The following is a 15,844-nucleotide window of genomic DNA, read 5'->3' as shown; positions in this document are numbered from 1 at the left end:
AGGTACATCGACATTTACGGGTTAACCGATGCTATTCAACCAAGCCTCACGCCTGGCCAAAATCACCAGCCCCCTCGGGCCGGATGTGCTGCTGCTCAATGAAATGGGCGGCGGCGAGGAGCTGGGCAGGCTGTTCAACTACGAGCTGCAACTGACGTCCCTGGACGCCAACATCGATCTCAACCAGTTGCTCGGCAAACCCATGAGCGTGGGCCTGCAGCTAGCGGACGGTGGCGAGCGGCACTTCCACGGCATCGTCGCGCGGTGCAGCCAGAATATCGACCAGGGCCAGTTCGCCAGTTATCAGGTAACGCTGCGCCCGTGGTTTTGGTTGCTCAGCCGCACTTCGGACTGCCGGATTTTCCAGAACCTGAGCATCCCGCAGATCATCAAGCAGGTGTTCCGCGACCTGGGTTTTTCCGACTTCGAAGACGCCCTGAGCCGGCCGTACCGCGAGTGGGAATACTGCGTGCAGTACCGCGAGACCAGCTTTGATTTCGTCAGCCGCTTGATGGAGCAGGAAGGTATTTACTACTTCTTCCGCCATGAGCAGGACCGCCATGTGCTGGTGCTGGCCGATGCCTACGGCGCCCACACCACGGTGCCGGGCTACGCGTCGATCCCGTACTACCCCAAGGACGAGCAGCAGCGCGAACGCGACCATATGCACAACTGGCACTTGGCGCACGAAGTACAGCCGGGCTCGCTGGAGCTTAACGACTACGACTTCCAGCGCCCCAGCGCGAGCATCGACGTGCGCTCGGCCATGCCTCGCCCGCACACCGCCGGCGACTATCCGCTGTATGACTACCCTGGCACCTACGTGCAAAGCGAAGACGGCGAGCACTACGCGCGCACCCGCATCGAAGCGCTGCAAACCCTGCATGAACAAATCGAGTTCAGCGGCAATGCTCGCGGCCTGGGCTCGGGGCATTTATTCAGCCTGACCGGCTTCAGTCGCCAGGACCAGAACCGTGAGTACCTGATCGTTGGCTGCCGCTACTACATCGTCCAGGAAAGCCTGGAAAGCGGCGGCGGGTCGGGTTCGGCACAGTTTGAAAGCAGCCTCACCTGCATCGACGCCCAGCAGAGCTTCCGCCCGCTGGCCAACACCCCTCGGCCCATCGTCAAAGGCCCGCAGACCGCGCTGGTGGTCGGGCCCAAGGGTGAGGAAATCTGGACCGACCAGTACGGCCGCGTGAAGGTACATTTCTACTGGGACCGTCATGACCAATCCAACGAGAACAGCTCGTGCTGGATTCGTGTGTCGCAATCCTGGGCTGGCAAGAACTGGGGCTCGATGCAGATTCCACGGATCGGCCAGGAAGTGATCGTGAGCTTCCTTGAGGGCGACCCCGACCGGCCGATCATCACCGGGCGGGTCTACAACGCTGAGCAGACCGTTCCTTACGACCTGCCGGAAAACGCCACCCAGAGCGGCATGAAAAGCCGTTCGAGCAAGGGCGGCACGCCGGCCAACTTCAATGAAATCCGCATGGAGGACAAGAAGGGGTTGGAGCAGTTGTACATCCATGCCGAGCGTAATCAGGACATCGTGGTCGAGGTGGATGAAAGCCATTCGGTGGGGCATGACCGCAACAAGAGCATCGGCCATAACGAGACGGTGACCATCGGCAACAACCGCCTGCGCATCGTCAAGCAAGAAGACATCCTCTCGGTGGGCCAGCGCAAGACCGACAGCATCAGCCAGAGCTATGTCATCGAAGTCGGTGAAAACCTGCGCCTGGTCTGCGGCGAAAGCATCCTGGAGTTGAACGCCAGCGGGCAGATCAACCTCACTGGCGTGCAAATCAGCTTCTATGCCAGCGGCGATGCCGAGTTCAACACCGGCGGCGTGCTGCACCTGAACAACGGCGGCGGCCCCGGCGCCACGCCCGACGGCCAGGGCCAGAAAGCCGCCATCGACGCCAATATCAAAGCCGCGTTCCCCGCGCCCAAAAGCTCCTGACGAGACCTGTTTGCCATGACGTACCGGATCAACGAATTCCAGTTTCAACTGCCGGCCAGCGAGCTGCAGGACGCAACGATCAATATCCTCAAGTTTCCGGAATTGGGCACTTCCCTGATCGTCAGCCGCAGCCTGCTCGCCGAGGGTGAAACCCTGCACAGCAACTTCAATGATCAACTCCAGCGCCTGGAAAAACAGGTGCAGGATTTGCGCTATCAACCGGGCGTGGACGTGCGCTTGGGCACAGCTCAAGAAGTGGAAGGCATCGAGCTGCGCAGCCAGTTCAACAAGGGCAATGACAAGGTGTTCCAGTATCAACTGGCGCTGGTGCTACCGGGTACGCGCAAGATGCTCGCGTTGAGCTACGTGAAGGCGGACAAGCTTGGGGACGCCGAGGCGGCTCACTGGGCGTTGATCAAAAATTCGCTGTCGTTCGACGCGATTTCTTGATGAGCTGCCGGCATGTCTGATGCTCTATGGGCTGCCCGGATGGGCGATGCGCTGACCCACACCTCCATGATGGCCGATATCCTCGGCGGCGTGCTGGAGGTGGCGGCCAACGTAGCGATCACGGCGCTGGCGACTGCCGCAGTCGCGGCCGCCGTGGGGGTGACTATTGCTACCGCCGGTATCGGCGGCTGCATCCTCGGCGCGGTGGTGGGCATTGTCGTCGGTATGGCCATGAGCAAGACGGGGGCCGACAAGGGCCTCAGCAAAATGTGCGAGAGCTTCGCCAATGCGCTGTTTCCACCGGTGGTGGAAGCCACGATTGCGGTGGGCTCGACCGACACGTTCGTCAACAGCATTCCGGCTGCGCGGGCCGCAGGCTCCATTCCCTCGCACGTGGCGCCCGCTGGTACGGAGCTTGAGCAAGCGCCGCCTGAGCCCGACCCCGAGCCAAAACCCGAGCCTGGCTTTCTGGACATGGCCGAGGGTTTCTTCTCCCAGCTATGGCGGCCCACCGTCGCCACGCCTGCACCGGGCGTGGTACCGGCCCTCACCGACATGGTCCTGTGCGCCCGCCATCCGCCGATGCCGCCGCAGCTCCTCGCCGAGGGTTCGGATAAGGTCACCATCAACGGTCAGCCGGCCGTGCGCAGCGGCGACCGCAGTATGTGCGATGCGACAGTGGTCTCGTCGGGGCTGATCTCGCCGAACGTCACGATTGGTGGCGGTACAGTCGTGGTGCAGGAAATCCGAAGCGGGAAAACACCAGGTGTTGGGCTGGCGATTGAAGCATTGATGATGTTGAAGGGGGCGAAGGGCAAAACGCTGAGTAATTTGCCGTGCATGTTGTTGGGCGGCGTGACGTCCTACCTGGTTAGTCAAGGAATGAGCGCAGCAGCCAATGCGGCAATAGGCTCGCCGAATCCGGTACATGCGGCGACCGGGGCCAAAGTGCTGGGCGGTGATACCGAGCTGGATTTTGTCTTGCCTGGGGTCCTGCCGATCGATTGGCAGCGCTTTTACAACAGTCGCGATGAGCGACTTGGCGGAATGCTCGGCACCGGCTGGAGTGTGCCCTACGAAATCTGCGTCGAAATCTTGCCGCATCCGGACGGCGGTGAGGATTTGATTTACATCGACGAGCAGGGACGGCGTATCAACCTGGGCGCTGTCCCTCTGGGTTATGCAATGTTCAGTGCAGGCGAGGGCTTGAAAATCCGACGTCACCGCAATGGGCAATTGTTGATCGAGAGTGATAACGGACTGTATCGCCTTTTCGACGCCGCACCGGGAGCGACTCATGTATTGCGGTTAAGTCAGCTCGGCGACCGCAATGACAACCGCATCTACCTCGACTATGACAAAGCAGGACAGTTGGTTCGGCTGCGTGACACCTTTGATCACGTGCAAGTGGAACTGGTTCGGGAGCAGGGGCGCGTCATCCGAATAGAGCGCCTGTACCCCGATCAACATCGAGAGACCCTTGCCAGTTACCGTTACGACACTGCAGGCAATCTGGCAGAGGTGCGCGACGCATCAGGGCATATCAATCGACGCTTCGCCTACGACGCAAGCCGGCGAATGGTCGAGCACCAACTACCCACTGGGTTACGTTGCTTTTATGAATGGGGGTTGGTTGAAGGCGTTGAATGGCGTGTCGTTCGTCACTGGACCGATGAAGGCGATGAGTACACGTTCAACTATGATCTGGGCGCAGGCATTACATGCATCACCGATGGCTTGGCGCGCACCAGTACACGGGTGTGGAACACTCAACACCAGATCATTTCCTACACCGATAACCTTGAGCAAACCTGGTTGTTTGAGTGGAACGACGAGCGCCAACTACTCAGTGCAACCGACCCCGAAGGTGGTCGGTACACCTACAGCTATGATGAATCCGGCAATCTGATTGGCGAACTGGACCCTCTGGAACGCAGAAGATCATCGAAATGGCTTGAACATTGGGCATTGCCATTGGTGGAGACTGATGCTGCTGGGCACAGCTGGAGATACCGCTACGACCCGCGCGGCAACTGCATCAGCGAAACCGATCCACTTGGCAACACTACCCAGTATCGCTACGACACCCACGGGCAAGTCGTGGAAATCATTGATGCAACTGGAAAAAGCAAAAAGCTGCGCTGGAACGCACTCGGTCAACTCGTAGAACGCATTGACTGTTCTGGTTACTCAACGCGATACAGCTACGACGAACGAGGCTTTCTGAAGTCCATTATCGACGCACTTGGAGAACGCACTCAATTCACCTACGACGTACAGGGTCGTTTGCTCAGTAGCCAGTTACCGGACGGGCGCAGTGCACATTATCAACGTGACGCCAGTGGTCAGTTGCAAGGCTTTACCGATCCTGATGGGCACACTACACATTATCAGCATAACCGTCGCGGACAGGTCCGGCAGCGTACGGATGCCCTTGGGCGACAGGTGTTTTTCAACTACGACCCCTATGGCCGGTTAACGACGCTGACCAATGAAAACGCAGAGAGTTATCGATTTACCTGGGATGCCGGTGACAGGCTGATTCAGCAACACAACCTGGATGGCAGTGTTCGCCGCTACCGCTATGGAGCATTAGACAAGGTCGCCATTGTTGAGGCCATCCCTGCGCCCTATGGCGGTGGTCTTGCGGTGATATCACCACCGCCCCTACCCATCGTGCATTACCTGGAGCGCGATGCCGTAGGGCGCCTGATTGCAAAAATCACGGACGACGCCCGCACGGATTATCGGTACGATCCCTCCAATCAACTGACCGCTGTTACTGTGACAGACGCCGCCGCCAATATGCAGGCGCTGGGTTTTATCTACGATGCGGCAGGTCAACTGGTGGAGGAACACAATACCGCCGGGACATTGCGCCATCGCTATGATGAACTGGGTAATCTGACACAAACGCAATTGCCCGATGGCCGCTGGGTAAATCGGCTGTATTACGGCAGCGGGCATCTTCACCAGATCAATCTAAACGGTCAGGTGATCAGCGACTTCGAGCGTGACCGACTGCATCGTGAAGTGTCGCGTACTCAAGGCAGCCTCATCACCCATAGCGAATATGATCGCAGCGGTCGCCTCCGCTCACGCAGACGCAGGTCTGCTGAACAACCGTCAGCGTTCAGCACAGGCGATCAACAACATTTTGAGTACGACCCCGGCGACAACTTGATCGCCCGCGTGGACCAGCATTCCGGCGGTCCCTACCGTAAGCTGTTTCACTACGACGCTACTCAGAGAATCATTGCCAGCCAGGAGAACCTTTACGGTCAAAGCGAGACCTTTGCCTATGACGCCGCCGCAAATCTTCTCGATAGCCCCATCGCCGGCGCCGGTTTGGTGGTGCATAACCAACTGCTGACTTATCAGGATAAGCGGTATCGCTACGATGGCTTCGGCCGAGTGATCGAAAAGCGCAGTGCAGAACGAGGTGTGCAACGCATGAGCTACGATGCGGAGCACCGCCTGGTTGAAGTTAGAAACCAAACCTGTAACGGTGAAACCGTCGTACGTATGAGCTATGACCCTGTAGGACGCAGGATCAGCAAAAGCGAGCACGACACTAACGGCCACCTCCTCGGCGAAACACACTTCACGTGGGGCTGCCAGCAACTCTTGCAAGAAAACCGAAATCAGCAGTCCAGCCTTTACATCTACGAAGGCAGTGGCTATCAGCCACTGGCCAGGGTAGACGGCGTCGGTGCGTTGGCCAAAGTCCGGTACTACCACAACGACTTGAACGGTTTACCTCAGGTGCTGACTGAAACCGATGGGCATGTCGTCTGGGAAGCTCGGTATCGGGTCTGGGGTAACACCGTAAAAGAGGTTCGAGAGCCCTATTACATTGAAGAGCAGAACCTGAGGTTCCAAGGTCAGTATCTGGACAGGGAAACAGGGTTGCACTACAACACGTTCCGTTTTTACGACCCCGATATCGGCCGGTTTACCACACCGGACCCCGTGGGCCTGAGAGGGGGACTCAATCTCTACACCTACGCCAGTAACCCGATCAGTTATGTGGACCCACTCGGTCTCACGCCTGCCAACGCCCCTGGATACCACGTGTACGGTCTATACGACCTGGATATACATGGAAATACCGTAGGGGATCCTTATTACATCGGTATCACTAACGACATTTCGCGTAGGACGGAAGAACATCAAGCCTCCGGCCGACTGACGAAGGACGACAGCACTACAGGTCTTCGTCGCATTGAGAAAAACGTCACCTACGGCGAAGCCAGGGGTTATGAGCAAGCCTACATAGAGCGCTACAAGACAAAAACAGGGGAAATTGGCGCCGCAACCTCCCAAAGCAACAGAGGAAATAAATACAATTCCTTCGATCACAACAACACGACTCGCGATCGGGATAGGCATCGATATTTCAAAGAGGCTTATAACCGGAAAAAAACGAGCCTCATCGGTAAAGGAGGAAAGTGCTCATGAGTGACCTGACTTTTTTTGGCTGGGACAAAAAACCCAGGACAACACTACGCGCCATAAAGCCCGGAGATATTTTCTGCTTCAAATTCACAGAGGACACATTCGGATTTGGGCGAATACTGTCCACTATGGACGAAGGCCACTGCGCCGAGATTCTGGATTTTTTTTCCACAGAGCCGGCTATCTCCGCACAACAATTGGAACAAGCCAAGCGCGTGTCACATCCAATACTGCTGAACAGCTACGGACTCTTTGATAAAAAGAGTTCGGGGGAGTGGCGGATCATTGCTTCTGATCCCGGTTATACGCCTGAAAATATCGAAGGCTTTTACTTCATCTACGGGGTTCCCGGTGATCTGAAGAAAATCGACATTCTAGGTAACGACAGCCCCATATCCGACGCCCAGGCAAAAGCTTATCCAAGTTGTGTACCAAAAAGTGATGCACACGTTAAGTCTTTTATTGCGCTCGCATAACGCCTTACTTTTCGGGCAAAGCCTGACGTCACCAACAAAAATGGGCACCCGACCCAGTCGGCGTGCCCATTTTTTCCTACCCTCCCGCCCCCTTCGAGACGGTAACGCCCTTACGCGTTAACAGTGTCTTTCAGCGATTTGCCCGGCTTGAACGCAACAGTGTTGCTGGCCTTGATTTTCACCGGCTCACCGGTTTGAGGGTTTTTGCCAGTGCGGGCGCCGCGGTGGCGTTGCAGGAAGGTGCCGAAGCCAACCAGGGTGACGCTGTCCTTGCGGTGCAGGGCGCCGGTGATTTCTTCGAGAACGGCGTTGAGGACGCGGTTGGCCTGTTCTTTGGTGAGATCCGCTTTTTCAGCGATGGCGGCTGCGAGTTCTGGTTTACGCATAAGTGAAGCCTCTTTGACGGTTTTTTGTTGTTATGTCCGTGCTGCTCTCTTCTGGAGCAGCGCCCAAAGCGCCGCAGGCTCTACTCTGCGGCAGACGGGAGTGAGGATGGCATGCCATCGCACGCTCCGCCAGTCTCGCGGCGACCTTTCTAGGGTGAAAAACGCGGTTATTCCGACAGAACGACCGGTATTTACGCCAGCAACGGCGGAAGCTCTTTATTGAGGGCGAGTTTTTCCATCACGGCGCTGCCGGTCAGGGCATAGCCCAGCAGGCGACCGCTGGCGTCGCGGCACAGGGCCTTGATATCGGCGCCCTCGCCTTCCACGCTCCAGACGCCTTCGGTGCCGCGTGGTGGTGGCGAGACCACCAGCGGGCAGACTGGCGTCTTGACGGTCACCGGCATCGGGCCATAGCTGACCGCCGTAGCGTTGCCAGCCAAGGTCTGGGCCAGAGCACGGGCGCAGCTCATCAGCGGCATCACGTACAGCAGGTTCAGGCCGTCGACCTCGGCGCAGTCACCCAGGGCGTAGATATTGGCGTGGGAGGTCTTGAGGTGGCGGTCCACCATGATCCCGCGATTGGTCTGCAGGCCGGCGGCGGCGGCCAGGTCGACGCGTGGGCGCAGACCGATGGCCGAGACCACCAGGTCGCAGGCGATCACTTTACCGTCCGACAGGTGGGCTTCCAGGCCGTCAGCGGTGCGCTGCAGACGATTGAGTACTGGGCCAAGATGGAAACGCGCGCCGAGGCTTTGCAGTCCGGCCTGTACCGCTGCGGCGGCGGCCGGGTGCAGCAAGGTCGGCATGACTTGCTCGCACGGCGCCACCAGGTCGATTTCGTAACCGCCCAGGATCAGGTCGTTGGCGAATTCACAGCCGATCAAGCCCGCGCCGAGCAGCAGCACGCGGCGCTTGCCAGCTGCGGCTGCGCGAAAGCGTGCGTAGTCTTCGAGGTCATTGATCGGGAAAACCAGGTCAGCCGCATCACCTTCAACCGGCACACGCACGGTTTCAGCGCCCCAGGCCAGGATCAGGTCGCGGTAAGCCACCGCTTCCTCACCGATCCACAAACGCTTGTGGCCAGGGTCGATGCCACTGATGCGGGTGTGGGTGCGCACTTCGGCCTTGAGTTGCTCGGCCATGGCGCCGGGTTCAGCCATGCTCAGGCCATCGGCTTCCTTATTCTTGCCAAAACCTGTGGAGAGCATGGGCTTGGAGTAGGAACGCCCGTCATCGGCGGTGATCAGCAACAAGGGGGTCTCGCTGTCGAGCTTGCGAAACTCCCGGGCCACGTTGTAACCGGCCAATCCTGTGCCGATGATCACGACAGGTGCGTTCATTCCTTTCTCCTTGTAGTACTTATCTGAAAACCAAAAATCAGCCGATTTCGATCATTTCGAAATCCATTTTGCCCACGCCGCAGTCCGGGCACAGCCAGTCTTCCGGGACGTCTTCCCAACGGGTGCCAGGCAGAATTCCGTCATCCGGCCAGCCGTCTTTCTCGTCATAGATCAGGCCACAGACTACACATTGCCACTTCTTCATCACTTGCTTCCTCAGGGTCAGGCATCTTGGCCGACGGTCGATAGACCCGCGTTGCCGTGCGGCTCAGGGCGTTTTGTACTGATCGGGGCCGGCAGATGCAAGCACGATCGACGCAAACAGCCGGTTCAGACCGGCAAAAACCCGGGACGCCATGGTAAGCTCGCCGCCTCTTTTACTGCCAATACTGACTCACCGTGCCGCACTCAATCGACCCTCCCGATGCTTGCCAATGGCTGATCCAGAGCCTTCTGCTCCCTGCGCCCGCGCCCTTGACCCTCAATTGGCTGTTCAACGAAGACTCGCTGACGCGGCGGCTGACGTGGCTGTCCAACGATGGTTTCAGCGTGACGCCGCTGTTCGAGGGCTGGCAACCGCTGCGCGACGATGAATGCGCCGCACTGGGCCTGCCCCCGGCGACTATCGGCTGGGTACGCGAGGTGTATTTGCGCGGGCACGGCCAGCCGTGGGTGTTCGCGCGCAGTGTGGCGGCGCGCAGTGCCCTGCAGGGCGACGGCTTGCATATGGATGAATTGGGCAGCCGCTCACTGGGCGAGTTGCTGTTCTGCGACCAGGCCTTCACGCGCCAGGCCATCGAGGTGTGCCATTACCCACAACAATGGCTGCCTGTGGCGGATCAGGTCGACGGCCTATGGGCGCGCCGTTCACGTTTTGATCGCGGGCCGCTGAGCGTGTTGGTTGCGGAGATCTTTCTGCCAAGCTTCTGGCACGCGTTGCACGCCCATCCGGAGAACTGCTGATGTACCAGCGTCTGCTCAAATCCCTGAACCATCTGAACCCGAGGGCCTGGGATTTCATCCAACTGACCCGTATGGACAAGCCCATCGGCATCTACCTGCTGCTGTGGCCAACGTTGTGGGCGCTGTGGATCGCCGGCAAGGGCTCGCCTTCCCTGCTCAATATCGTGATTTTCGTGTTGGGCGTGGTGCTGACCCGCGCCGGCGGTTGCGTGATCAATGACTGGGCCGACCGCAAGGTCGACGGCCATGTGAAGCGCACCGAGCAGCGCCCGCTGGTGAGCGGCAAGATCAGTTCGAAAGAGGCGCTGGTGTTTTTCGCGGTGCTGATGGGCATCAGTTTCCTGCTGGTGCTGCTGACCAACGCCACCACCATCCTGCTGTCCCTCGGCGGCCTGGCCCTGGCGGCGAGCTACCCGTTCATGAAGCGCTACACCTACTACCCGCAGGTGGTGCTTGGGGCGGCGTTTTCCTGGGGCATGCCGATGGCGTTCACCGCCGAGACCGGCAGCCTGCCCGCCACCGCGTGGCTGCTGTATATCGCCAACCTGCTGTGGACGGTGGGCTACGACACTTATTACGCGATGACCGACCGCGATGACGACTTGAAGATCGGCGTGAAGTCCACGGCCATCCTGTTCGGTGAAGCTGATCGCGTGATCATTCTGACCTTGCAGGGGCTATCACTGTGCTGCCTGTTGTTGGCCGGGGCACGGTTTGAGCTGGGCGGTTGGTTCCACCTGGGGTTGCTGGCGGCGGCGGGCTGTTTTGCCTGGGAGTTCTGGTATACGCGGGACAAGGATCGGATGAAGTGCTTCAAGGCGTTTTTGCACAACCACTGGGCGGGGTTGGCGATTTTTGTCGGGATTGTGGCGGATTACGCATTTCGATGAGGGGCAGGCCCCTCACCGTTAGGGGTATGAATCAAGGTTTGGCGACTTTCCAGGCTCCTTCCATTTTGCCGTCACCGGTCATGTCGCCCGCCTTCTTGTCCATGATGAAGGTATAGAGCGGGTTCCCGCTGTAAGCCCATTGGCTTTTCTGATCGTCACGGGTGATGACGGTCCATTTCCCCATGGGCTTATCGGTGGACTCAGCCATCAGTGGGGGCCAGTTAGTGGCGCACTTGTCATTGCACACGGACTTGCCATCGGCGTCCTTGGCAAAGGTGTAGAGGGTCATGCCATTGTGATCGACCAGCATCCCGTCTTTCGTCATCGCCGGTTCCGCCGCGAACGCCAGGGTCGGCAGCGTCAACGCCGCCGTTACCAGCAGGGCTTTCCAGGAAATCGTGCTGTAAGTCATCGGAACCTTCCTTTTGTGGTTGTCAGGATTCGGACCCAAAGCGTAGTCCAGAGAGGCGGGAATTGCCCGAGCGACTAAATTACTGTCACACGACTGCAATAATTCCGTTATCTAATGCGGCGCAAGACAGTTAAATGACAAGAGGATTTTTGAGCATGGTTGGCAGGAGCATTCTGATTGTTGACGACGAAGCGCCCATCCGCGAGATGATCGCCGTTGCGTTGGAAATGGCCGGCTACGACTGCCTGGAGGCGGAGAACTCCCAGCAGGCCCATGCCATTATCGTCGACCGTAAGCCGGACCTGATCCTGCTGGACTGGATGCTGCCCGGCACCTCCGGCATCGAGCTGGCCCGTCGCCTCAAGCGTGACGAGCTGACCGGGGACATCCCGATCATCATGCTCACTGCCAAGGGCGAAGAGGACAACAAGATCCAGGGCCTGGAAGTCGGCGCCGATGACTACATCACCAAGCCGTTTTCCCCACGCGAGTTGGTAGCGCGTCTGAAAGCCGTATTGCGCCGTGCCGGCCCGACCGATGGCGAAGCGCCGATCGAAGTCGGCGGCCTGCTGCTGGACCCGATCAGCCACCGCGTGACCATCGACGGCAAGCCGGCCGAGATGGGCCCGACCGAATACCGTCTGCTGCAATTCTTCATGACGCATCAGGAACGCGCCTATACCCGTGGCCAGTTGCTGGACCAGGTGTGGGGCGGCAACGTGTATGTGGAGGAGCGCACCGTGGACGTGCATATCCGCCGCCTGCGCAAAGCCTTGGGCGATGCCTACGAGAATCTGGTACAAACCGTGCGCGGCACCGGTTATCGGTTTTCGACCAAAGGCTGAGCCTGACTTAACAGCTGACAAGGACGCATGTTCAAGTGAACCAAAACTGGCATGGCACCCTGATCCGCCACATGCTTTTGCTGATCACCGGCTGCCTGTTGGTAGGCCTGATCAGTGGTTATTACGGCTGGAGCCTGGCAGTCGGCATTGCCTTGTACCTGGGCTGGACCCTCAAGCAACTGCTGCGCCTGCATGAATGGTTGCGCCAGCACAAACCCGACGAAGCACCGCCCGATGGCTACGGCCTGTGGGGCGAAGTATTCGACAGCATCTATCACCTGCAACGCCGCGACCAACGGGTGCGCGGTCGCCTGCAAGCCGTGATCGACCGGGTGCAGGAGTCCACTGCCGCGCTCAAAGATGCGGTGATCATGCTCGACAGCGACGGCAACCTGGAATGGTGGAACCGCGCCGCCGAGACCCTGCTGGGCCTCAAGACGCCCCAGGACAGCGGCCAGCCGGTGACCAACCTGGTGCGCCATCCGCGCTTCAAGGAGTACTTCGAACAGGAGAACTACGAAGAAGCCCTGGAAATCCCCTCGCCCACCAATGACCGCGTGCGCATCCAGCTGTACCTGACGCGCTATGGCAACAACGAGCACCTGATGCTGGTGCGCGACGTCACCCGCATCCACCAGCTGGAACAGATGCGCAAGGACTTCGTCGCCAACGTCTCACACGAGTTGCGCACACCGCTGACGGTGATTTGCGGCTACCTGGAGACGCTGCTGGATAACGTCGACGAGATCAACCCGCGCTGGAGCCGGGCCCTGCAGCAAATGCAGCAGCAAGGTTCACGCATGCAGACATTGCTCAACGACCTGCTGTTGCTCGCCAAGCTGGAAGCCACCGATTACCCGTCGGATAACCACCCAGTGGCGGTGCAGAGCCTGCTGCAGACCATCAAGAACGACGCCCAGGCCCTCTCCGGCCAACGCGGCCAGCAGATCACCCTGGAAGCCGACCCCGCCGTGCTGCTCAAAGGCAGCGAAGGCGAGTTGCGCAGCGCGTTTTCCAATCTGGTGTTCAACGCCGTGAAGTACACCCAAGACAAAGGCAACATCCGCATCCGCTGGTGGGCCGACGAACAGGGCGCGCACCTGAGCGTGCAGGACTCCGGCATCGGCATCGACGCCAAGCACTTGCCGCGCCTGACCGAGCGCTTCTACCGCGTCGACTCCAGCCGCAACTCCAACACTGGCGGCACCGGGCTTGGCCTGGCGATCGTCAAGCACGTGTTGCTGCGTCACCGCGCACGCCTTGAGATCAGCAGCGTATTGGGCCATGGCAGTACGTTTACCTGCCATTTCCCGCCGGCACAGATGACCCGATCGAAGGCAATTAACCAGGACACCTGACGGCCCGCCCGGCAGTGGGCACTAGGCAAGCGCCCCGTCAGCCGCTACATTGGCCGACTTGCGCCTGCCTTTCAGGCCCACCTGCCCCCCCTTATTGAACACACGGAACCTGCAAAACCCCATCATGGACCCTTCCCCTGGTATCACCCTCGCTACACTCTTCGCCGACTTCGGCATGATTCTTTTTGCACTGATCCTGGTACTGCTCAACGGTTTCTTCGTTGCGGCGGAATTTGCCATGGTCAAACTGCGCGCGACCCGGGTCGAGGCGATCGCCCACAAGAACGGCTGGCGCGGGCAGATCCTGCGCACCGTACACAGCCAGCTCGACGCCTACCTGTCGGCCTGCCAGCTGGGTATCACCCTCGCCTCCCTGGGCCTGGGCTGGGTCGGTGAACCGGCCTTCGCGCACATCCTCGAGCCGCTGCTGGGCGCCGTGGGCGTCGAGTCGCCGGAAGTGATCAAGGGCGTGTCGTTCTTTGCCGCCTTCTTCGTGATTTCCTACCTGCACATCGTGGTCGGTGAGCTGGCGCCCAAGTCCTGGGCGATCCGCAAGCCCGAGCTGCTGTCGTTGTGGACGGCGGTGCCGCTGTACCTTTTCTACTGGGCCATGTACCCGGCGATCTACCTGCTCAACGCCAGCGCCAACGCCATCCTGCGCATCGCCGGCCAAGGCGAACCCGGCCCGCACCACGAACACCATTACAGCCGTGAAGAACTCAAGCTTATCCTGCACTCCAGCCGTGGCCAGGACCCGAGCGACCAAGGCATGCGCGTGCTGGCCTCCGCCGTGGAAATGGGCGAGCTGGAAGTGGTGGACTGGGCCAACTCCCGAGAGGACCTGGTCACCCTGGACTTCAACGCCCCGCTCAAGGAAATCCTCGCGCTGTTCCGTCGCCACAAATTCAGCCGCTACCCGGTGTATGACGCGGTGCGCAACGAATTCGTGGGCCTGCTGCACATCAAGGACCTGCTGCTGGAACTGGCGGCCCTGGACCACATCCCCGAGTCGTTCAACCTCGCCGAGCTGACCCGCCCGCTGGAACGTGTGTCGCGGCACATGCCGCTGTCGCAACTGCTGGAACAGTTCCGCAAAGGCGGCGCGCACTTCGCCCTGGTGGAAGAAGCCGACGGCAAGATCATCGGCTACCTGACCATGGAAGACGTGCTGGAAGTGCTGGTGGGCGATATCCAGGACGAACACCGCAAGGCCGAGCGCGGCATCCTGGCCTATCAGCCGGGCAAGCTGCTGGTGCGTGGCGACACGCCGCTGTTCAAGGTGGAGCGCCTGCTGGGCGTGGACCTGGACCACATCGAAGCCGAAACTCTGGCCGGTCTGATCTACGACACCCTCAAGCGCGTGCCGGAAGAGGAAGAAGTGCTGGAGGTCGAAGGCTTGCGCATCATCATCAAGAAGATGAAAGGGCCGAAGATCGTGCTGGCCAAGGTGCTGTTGCTGGACTAACTGTAGGAGCGGGCTTGCCCGCGAAAATCGTCAACGATAACGCGCAAAGCCTGAAACCCTGCGGCGCTCTGACATTTTTTCGCGAGCAAGCTCGCTCCTACATCCTTCAATTGCCCAATGCAAAATTGGGCAATGCGCCGACCGGCTGGTTGAACTCATACGGGATCGACACCAGCCCTGCCTCGGTGGCGCGCTGTACCACGAAATGCAAGTGCGGCCCGCTGCTGTTGCCGGTATTGCCCGACAGGGCCAGCGGGCTACCCACCGCCACACGTTGACCTGCCCGGACACTGACCGAACCTTGCTTGAGGTGCAGGTACACCGCCTCACTGCCGTCGTCATGGCGCACTCGCACAAAATTCCCGGACGCATCATTGCCACGCCCGACCTGCTCATTCTCGGTCTTCACCACCATTCCGCTGCGCGCCGCAATAATCGGCGTGCCTTCGGGCATGGCGATGTCCCTGGCGTAGCGGCTCTTACTATCGGTATGGCTGAAAGTGCCGTTGGGGCCTTGGGTCAGGCGAAATGGGCCGCCGCGCCAGGGCAAGGGATAGCGGTAGGCCTGAGGCGGGTAGCGGGCTGGAGGCCTGTCGAGTATTGGCCGTTCAAGCTTGCGCTCCTGGATCACGAACGCCAGGGCGCCCGGCGTATACCGGTCGCTGATAAACACCACGCCATCGGCATCGACGGATTTGTAGAGGGTCATGGCCTGGGTCGACACGGCGACCGTGGCCAGCCCACAGCACAGCAAAAAGCGCATGAGCATGGCGCGAACCTGCCGGGATGACTGAACGGCAGGCTAGCAAGGGATCGTTACAGTCTGTAGTGA

Annotated in this window: 14 protein-coding genes; 9 read left to right on the top strand and 5 right to left on the bottom strand. The window is 59.7% G+C overall.

All coding sequences use genetic code 11. The features are described 5' to 3' along the window. Window positions 1-28 precede the first annotated feature (28 nt). From HX868_RS27625 to HX868_RS27610, 4 genes are read left to right on the top strand one after another with little or no spacing between them, the layout of a single operon-like run. A complete protein-coding gene (locus tag HX868_RS27625; RefSeq protein ID WP_177005022.1) occupies window positions 29-1,969 on the top strand; it encodes a type VI secretion system Vgr family protein in 1,941 nt (646 codons plus the stop codon). A gap of 15 nt (window positions 1,970-1,984) precedes the next feature. After that, window positions 1,985-2,419, top strand: a complete 435-nt coding sequence (locus HX868_RS27620; protein WP_177005021.1) for a DcrB-related protein — start codon at window positions 1,985-1,987, stop codon at window positions 2,417-2,419. 12 nt (window positions 2,420-2,431) lie between these two features. After that, window positions 2,432-6,880 carry an RHS repeat-associated core domain-containing protein gene (locus HX868_RS27615; RefSeq protein ID WP_177005020.1) on the top strand — a complete coding sequence of 1,483 codons (4,449 nt, stop codon included), beginning with the start codon at window positions 2,432-2,434 and terminating at the stop codon, window positions 6,878-6,880. Beyond that, the gene (locus tag HX868_RS27610) at window positions 6,877-7,353 is read left to right on the top strand and encodes an Imm26 family immunity protein (protein ID WP_071494648.1); all 477 of its coding nucleotides are present in this window, start codon (window positions 6,877-6,879) and stop codon (window positions 7,351-7,353) included. Before HX868_RS27615 ends, HX868_RS27610 begins: the two co-directional genes overlap by 4 nt. Window positions 7,354-7,463: 110 nt before the next feature. Here HX868_RS27610 and HX868_RS27605 read toward each other — a convergent pair whose 3' ends face one another. From HX868_RS27605 to HX868_RS27595, 3 genes are all read right to left on the bottom strand, one after another. Next, window positions 7,464-7,739, bottom strand: coding sequence for an HU family DNA-binding protein (locus HX868_RS27605; RefSeq protein ID WP_003176958.1), 276 nt, complete (start codon window positions 7,737-7,739; stop codon window positions 7,464-7,466). Window positions 7,740-7,930: 191 nt separating this feature from the next. Beyond that, window positions 7,931-9,079: an NAD(P)/FAD-dependent oxidoreductase gene (locus HX868_RS27600; protein ID WP_177005019.1), complete on the bottom strand. Its 1,149-nt coding sequence runs from the start codon at window positions 9,077-9,079 to the stop codon at window positions 7,931-7,933. 37 nt (window positions 9,080-9,116) lie between these two features. After that, window positions 9,117-9,284 (bottom strand): rubredoxin, encoded by a 168-nt coding sequence (locus HX868_RS27595; RefSeq protein ID WP_015886569.1) that lies wholly within the window; start codon window positions 9,282-9,284, stop codon window positions 9,117-9,119. A 194-nt stretch (window positions 9,285-9,478) separates the two neighbouring features. Between HX868_RS27595 and HX868_RS27590 the strand changes: the two genes are divergently transcribed. Continuing rightward, the gene (locus tag HX868_RS27590) at window positions 9,479-10,042 is read left to right on the top strand and encodes a chorismate lyase (RefSeq protein ID WP_177005018.1); all 564 of its coding nucleotides are present in this window, start codon (window positions 9,479-9,481) and stop codon (window positions 10,040-10,042) included. Then, the gene (gene ubiA / locus HX868_RS27585) at window positions 10,042-10,932 is read left to right on the top strand and encodes a 4-hydroxybenzoate octaprenyltransferase (RefSeq protein ID WP_177005017.1); all 891 of its coding nucleotides are present in this window, start codon (window positions 10,042-10,044) and stop codon (window positions 10,930-10,932) included. Before HX868_RS27590 ends, ubiA begins: the two co-directional genes overlap by 1 nt. Before the next feature lie 31 nt (window positions 10,933-10,963). Here the strand turns inward: ubiA and HX868_RS27580 are convergent, their stop codons facing one another. Further along, on the bottom strand, window positions 10,964-11,344 hold the full coding sequence (locus tag HX868_RS27580; RefSeq protein ID WP_177005016.1) for a COG4315 family predicted lipoprotein: 381 nt from the start codon (window positions 11,342-11,344) through the stop codon (window positions 10,964-10,966). Between the two features lie 155 nt (window positions 11,345-11,499). On the opposite strand from HX868_RS27580, the gene phoB reads away from it, so the two are divergent. The 3 genes from phoB to HX868_RS27565 all read left to right on the top strand — a co-directional run bounded on the left by phoB (window position 11,500) and on the right by HX868_RS27565 (window position 15,012). Beyond that, window positions 11,500-12,189 (top strand): phosphate regulon transcriptional regulator PhoB, encoded by a 690-nt coding sequence (gene phoB, locus HX868_RS27575; RefSeq protein ID WP_003176964.1) that lies wholly within the window; start codon window positions 11,500-11,502, stop codon window positions 12,187-12,189. 35 nt (window positions 12,190-12,224) lie between these two features. After that, a complete protein-coding gene (gene phoR, locus HX868_RS27570) occupies window positions 12,225-13,547 on the top strand; it encodes a phosphate regulon sensor histidine kinase PhoR (protein ID WP_177005015.1) in 1,323 nt (440 codons plus the stop codon). Window positions 13,548-13,671: 124 nt separating this feature from the next. Continuing rightward, the gene (locus HX868_RS27565) at window positions 13,672-15,012 is read left to right on the top strand and encodes a hemolysin family protein (protein WP_010207573.1); all 1,341 of its coding nucleotides are present in this window, start codon (window positions 13,672-13,674) and stop codon (window positions 15,010-15,012) included. Between the two features lie 106 nt (window positions 15,013-15,118). On the opposite strand, the gene HX868_RS27560 is transcribed toward HX868_RS27565, so the two are convergent. Continuing rightward, window positions 15,119-15,781, bottom strand: a complete 663-nt coding sequence (locus tag HX868_RS27560) for a M23 family metallopeptidase (RefSeq protein WP_177005014.1) — start codon at window positions 15,779-15,781, stop codon at window positions 15,119-15,121. Window positions 15,782-15,844: the final 63 nt, after the last annotated feature.

The organism is Pseudomonas reactans (assembly GCF_013385825.1).
Lineage (GTDB): Bacteria > Pseudomonadota > Gammaproteobacteria > Pseudomonadales > Pseudomonadaceae > Aquipseudomonas > Aquipseudomonas reactans.
The sequence above is the reverse complement of the archived record's forward strand: the minus strand, read 5'-3'. Positions and strand labels throughout refer to the sequence as shown.

Excerpts from the sequence above, each read along its gene's own strand:
- HX868_RS27565 (WP_010207573.1), top strand. The coding sequence starts at position 13,672 with ATGGACCCTTCCCCTGGTATCACCCTCGCTACACTCTTCGCCGACTTC.
- phoB (WP_003176964.1), top strand. The coding sequence starts at position 11,500 with ATGGTTGGCAGGAGCATTCTGATTGTTGACGACGAAGCGCCCATCCGC.
- HX868_RS27595 (WP_015886569.1), bottom strand. The coding sequence starts at position 9,284 with ATGAAGAAGTGGCAATGTGTAGTCTGTGGCCTGATCTATGACGAGAAA.
- HX868_RS27610 (WP_071494648.1), top strand. The coding sequence starts at position 6,877 with ATGAGTGACCTGACTTTTTTTGGCTGGGACAAAAAACCCAGGACAACA.
- HX868_RS27620 (WP_177005021.1), top strand. The coding sequence starts at position 1,985 with ATGACGTACCGGATCAACGAATTCCAGTTTCAACTGCCGGCCAGCGAG.
- ubiA (WP_177005017.1), top strand. The coding sequence starts at position 10,042 with ATGTACCAGCGTCTGCTCAAATCCCTGAACCATCTGAACCCGAGGGCC.
- HX868_RS27600 (WP_177005019.1), bottom strand. The coding sequence starts at position 9,079 with ATGAACGCACCTGTCGTGATCATCGGCACAGGATTGGCCGGTTACAAC.
- HX868_RS27560 (WP_177005014.1), bottom strand. The coding sequence starts at position 15,781 with ATGCTCATGCGCTTTTTGCTGTGCTGTGGGCTGGCCACGGTCGCCGTG.
- HX868_RS27625 (WP_177005022.1), top strand. The coding sequence starts at position 29 with ATGCTATTCAACCAAGCCTCACGCCTGGCCAAAATCACCAGCCCCCTC.
- HX868_RS27605 (WP_003176958.1), bottom strand. The coding sequence starts at position 7,739 with ATGCGTAAACCAGAACTCGCAGCCGCCATCGCTGAAAAAGCGGATCTC.
- HX868_RS27615 (WP_177005020.1), top strand. The coding sequence starts at position 2,432 with ATGTCTGATGCTCTATGGGCTGCCCGGATGGGCGATGCGCTGACCCAC.
- HX868_RS27580 (WP_177005016.1), bottom strand. The coding sequence starts at position 11,344 with ATGACTTACAGCACGATTTCCTGGAAAGCCCTGCTGGTAACGGCGGCG.